At 67.8% G+C, this 4,239-nt stretch carries 4 protein-coding genes; 2 read left to right on the top strand and 2 right to left on the bottom strand.

Annotated elements, in window-relative coordinates:
- Together FFS27_RS29375 and FFS27_RS29370 are read left to right on the top strand one after the other, a co-directional pair.
- The coding region (locus tag FFS27_RS29375; protein WP_137952398.1) for an NAD(P)/FAD-dependent oxidoreductase at positions 1-1,152 on the top strand (1,152 nt) is incomplete at its 5' end.
- Positions 1,153-1,237: 85 nt separating this feature from the next.
- Complete coding sequence (locus FFS27_RS29370) at positions 1,238-2,827, top strand: phospholipase D family protein (protein ID WP_009314517.1); 1,590 nt, start codon at positions 1,238-1,240, stop codon at positions 2,825-2,827.
- Between the two features lie 3 nt (positions 2,828-2,830).
- Here FFS27_RS29370 and FFS27_RS29365 read toward each other — a convergent pair whose 3' ends face one another.
- Positions 2,831-3,994 (bottom strand): MFS transporter, encoded by a 1,164-nt coding sequence (locus FFS27_RS29365; RefSeq protein ID WP_009314518.1) that lies wholly within the window; start codon positions 3,992-3,994, stop codon positions 2,831-2,833.
- Positions 3,995-4,140: 146 nt separating this feature from the next.
- Positions 4,141-4,239: aldehyde dehydrogenase family protein (locus tag FFS27_RS29360; protein ID WP_137952397.1), on the bottom strand; the 99-nt coding region annotated here is incomplete at its 5' end.

Raw genomic sequence — 4,239 nt, 5'->3', positions numbered from 1 at the left:
GCCCAGCGCGGCTTCTCCGTGGTCCTGCTGGAAGCGCACCGGATCGGCTGGGGCGCCAGTGGGCGCAATGGCGGCCAGTTGATCCGCGGCGTCGGCCATGACGTCGAGCAGTTCCTCCCGGTGATCGGCGCCGACGGCGTGAAGGCACTCAAGCTGATGGGCCTGGAGGCGGTGGAGATCGTCCGTCGCCGGGTCGAGCAGTACGCCATCGACTGCGATCTGCGCTGGGGCTACTGCGACCTGGCGAACAAGCCCGGCGACTACCAGGGCTTCCGCGAGGACATGGAGGAACTCCAGGCCCTCGGCTATCGCCACGAGATGCGCCTGGTGCCGGCCGCGGAGATGCGCAGCGTGGTCGGCTCCGATCGCTACGTCGGCGGCCTGGTGGACATGGGCTCCGGCCACCTGCACCCGCTCAACCTGGTCCTCGGCGAAGCCGCCGCTGCCCAGTCGCTGGGCGTCCGCCTGTTCGAGCGCTCGCCGGTGACGCGCATCGACTACGGCACGGAAGTCCAGGTGCATACCGCCGCCGGCAAGGTGCGGGCGAAGACCCTGGTGCTGGGCTGCAACGCCTACATGAACGACCTCAACCCGCTGCTCGGCGGCAAGGTACTGCCGGCCGGCAGCTACGTGATCGCCACCGAACCGCTGGACGAGCAACTGGCCCGCCAACTGCTGCCGCAGAACATGGCGGTGTGCGACCAGCGCGTGGCCCTCGACTACTACCGGCTCTCCGCCGACAACCGCCTGCTGTTCGGTGGCGCCTGCCATTATTCCGGCCGCGACCCCAGCGACATCGCCGCCTACATGCGGCCGAAGATGCTGGAGGTATTCCCGCAACTGGCGAACGTCCGCATCGACTACCAATGGGGCGGCATGATCGGCATCGGTGCCAATCGCCTGCCACAGATCGGCCGCCTGCCGGGGCAGCCCAACGTGTACTTCGCCCAGGCCTATTCCGGACACGGGGTGAACGCCACGCACCTCGCCGGGCAGTTGCTCGCCGAAGCCATCGGCGGCCAGCAGAGCGACGGCTTCGACCTGTTCGCCAAGGTGCCGCACATCACCTTCCCCGGCGGCAAGCTGCTGCGCTCGCCACTGCTGGCGCTGGGCATGGCCTGGTACCGGCTGAAGGAAAAACTCGGTAGCTGAGCCCATCCGAGGCTCGGCGGATTCTGAAAAAATCAGGCGGGGCATCGCTCTTCCGAGGAAAACTCCTAGAATTCGCACGACCGGGATGAGCCGGTCGTTCGAGTTTCCACGGGAGATGTCCTTGCTTCGCCGATTCCTCCTGCTGGCCCTCCTGGCCCTCTCCGGCTGCGCCAGCACTCCTCCGCCGCAACCGTCGTCGGCACTGCCCGCCGAGGGTACCTGGCTGGCCAGGCAGGCCGAAATCCAGGGACGCGACCACCCCGGCCAGTCCGGCTTCCACCTCCTGGGCGCCAGCGAGGATGCCTTCGTCGCCCGCGCGGCGCTGATTCGCGCAGCCCAGCGCAGCCTCGACATCCAGTACTACATCGTCCACGACGGACTGACCACGCGCGCCCTCGCCTACGAGTTGCTCAAGGCAGCCGACCGTGGCGTGCGGGTACGCATCCTCATCGACGACACCGCCAGCGATGGCTGGGACTACGAGATCGGTGTGCTCTCCGCCCATCCGAACATCCAGGTGCGCCTGTTCAACCCGTTGCACCTGGGCCGCGCCACCGGCATCACGCGAGGCGTCGGCCGCCTGTTCAACCTGTCCCAGCAGCACCGGCGCATGCACAACAAGCTGTGGCTGGCCGACGGCACGGCGGCCATCGTCGGCGGACGCAACCTCGGCGACGAGTATTTCAACGCCAAGCCGGAGATGAACTTCACCGACCTCGACCTGCTCGGCGTCGGCCCCATCGCCAACCAGCTCTCGCACAGCTTCGACCAGTACTGGAACAGCGCCATCAGCCGGCCGATCGAGGATTTCCTCTGGCGCGCGCCCTATCCCGGCGAACTGGAGTCGGCCCGACGCAAGTTGCAGCGCTACCTGCGCAAGGAGTCGGTGAAGGAGTCCGGCTACATCCGCCACCTGTTCGACCGCGGCGACCAGCCACGCCTGGGCAACTGGCTGGAGAATCTCACCTGGGCCCGCGCCGAGGCGATCTGGGATGCCCCGCTGAAGGTATTGAGCCGCGGCGAGCCCGACCCGCACCTATTGCTCAGTCCGCACCTGGCGGGCCTGTTCAAGGGCGTGCAGAAGGAACTGATCCTGGTCTCGGCGTATTTCGTTCCGGCCAAGGACGGTCTCAACTACCTCACCGGCAAGGCCAACAGCGGCGTCCGCGTGCGCCTGCTGACCAACTCCCTGGAAGCCACCGACGTGCCCGCCGTGCATGCCGGCTACGCGCCCTATCGGATGGCACTGCTTGAGCATGGCGTTAAGCTCTACGAGCTGCGCGCCAATCCCGACCAGCCGCTGAGCGGCGCGCCCTGGCGCCTGCACGGATCGAGCAGCGCCAGCCTGCACAGCAAGGCGATGGTCTTCGACCGGCGCAAGGTATTCATCGGTTCCTTCAACTTCGATCCGCGCTCGATCCTGTGGAACACCGAAGTCGGGGTCATCGTCGACAGTCCGCTGCTGGCCGAGCAGGTCCGCCAACTGGCGCTGGAGGGCATGGCCCCGAGCGTCAGCTACCAGGTTCGCATCGACCGTAGCGGTAGCCGGCCGAAGCTGGTCTGGATCGACGAACGCGACGGCCGGACCCAGGTCTTGCGCCACGAGCCGGGCAGCCTGTGGCGACGCCTGAACGCCTGGGTCGCGGGAATGATCGGACTGGAAAAGATGCTCTGAGGGTCACTCGGAGGCCTCCAGGCCGGTCGCCTCCTCGTCCGCCGGAATCGCCCCGCGCAGCCGCACCAGCACCACGAAGCCCGCCGCGCCGAGCGCCATCATCAACGGCAGGGCGTGACCGCTGATCCACTGGCTGGCGGCGCCGGTGGCCAGCGGGCCGAGCAGGCAGCCGATCCCCCATAGCTGCGCGACATGGGCATTGGCCCGGACCAGGGCATCGTCTCGGTAGCGCTCGCCGATCAGGATCAGCGCCAGGGTGAACAACCCGCCGGCGCTGGCCCCGAACAGCACCAGCAGCGGCCAGATCAACGGCGTCTGCAGCAGTAGGGGAATCGCCAGGCTGCTCAGCAGCAGCACCAGGCCGCAGCCGCCGAACAAGCCGCTGCGCGAGACCCGGTCGGCGAGCCAGCCGATCGGCAGCTGCAACAATGCATCGCCCACCACCACGGTACTGACCATGGCCAGCGCCACCGCTTGCGGAAAGCCCTGGCGCAACCCGTAGACCGGCAGCAGGGTGAGGATCATCGCCTCGAAGGCAGCGAACAACACCACCGCCCAGGCGATCGCCGGCAGGCCCTGGCAGAAGGCCCACAAACCGCGCCCGGAGGCGCTGTGCGGATCGACCCTGGGCGCACCGCCGCGGCCCAGCAGCAGCAACGAGCCAGCAATCAGCAGGCAGACGCCGAACCAGAAGCCACGGTCGTCGGCGGTACCGATGAAGGTCAGCAGTACCGGCCCGGACAGTTGGCTGAGGGCGTAGCCGGTGCCGTACAGCGCGACCAGCCGGCCACGCCACTTCTCCACCGCCAACTGGTTGATCCAGCTTTCCCCGAGGATGAACACCACGGTGAGCTGCACGCCGATCAGCAGGCGCAGCAACAGCCATACCGGGTAGCTCTGCAGCAGTGCCAGCAGGCCGATGGAGGCTGCCCCGGTGAGCAGGCACAACTGCATCAGCCGCGGCGTACCGACGCGCGCGGCGAGGCGCCCGGCGATCATCGCGCCGAGCAGCACGCCCACTGCCGGCGTGCTGGCCATCACGCCGATGGCGAAACTGCCGTAGCCCCAGCTCTCCAGGCGCAACGAGACCAGCGGCATGGTCAGGCCAAGGGCGAGGCCGATACTAATGACTGCGGAACAGACGGCGAAATAGCTTCCCCAACGCATTGCGATTCTCCCGTTGGCACCCCGGAAGCCTTGCCGGGGCGAGCGGATATATCCGGCGCACGAAGCACAGCGGCCGGGCTTCCAGAAGGAAACCCGGCCGCGGGTGTGGCTCGAGAGAGCCGGCCCGGAAGGGCCGACCTAGGCGATCAGAGCTTGATCCAGGTCGCCTTCAGCTCGGTGTACTTGTCGAAGGCGTGCAGCGACTTGTCGCGACCGTTGCCCGACTGCTTGAAGCCGCCGAACGG

The organism is Pseudomonas sp. 2VD (assembly GCF_005503585.1).
Classification (GTDB): domain Bacteria; phylum Pseudomonadota; class Gammaproteobacteria; order Pseudomonadales; family Pseudomonadaceae; genus Pseudomonas; species Pseudomonas aeruginosa.
This window is presented reverse-complemented; position numbering and strand designations above follow the sequence as displayed.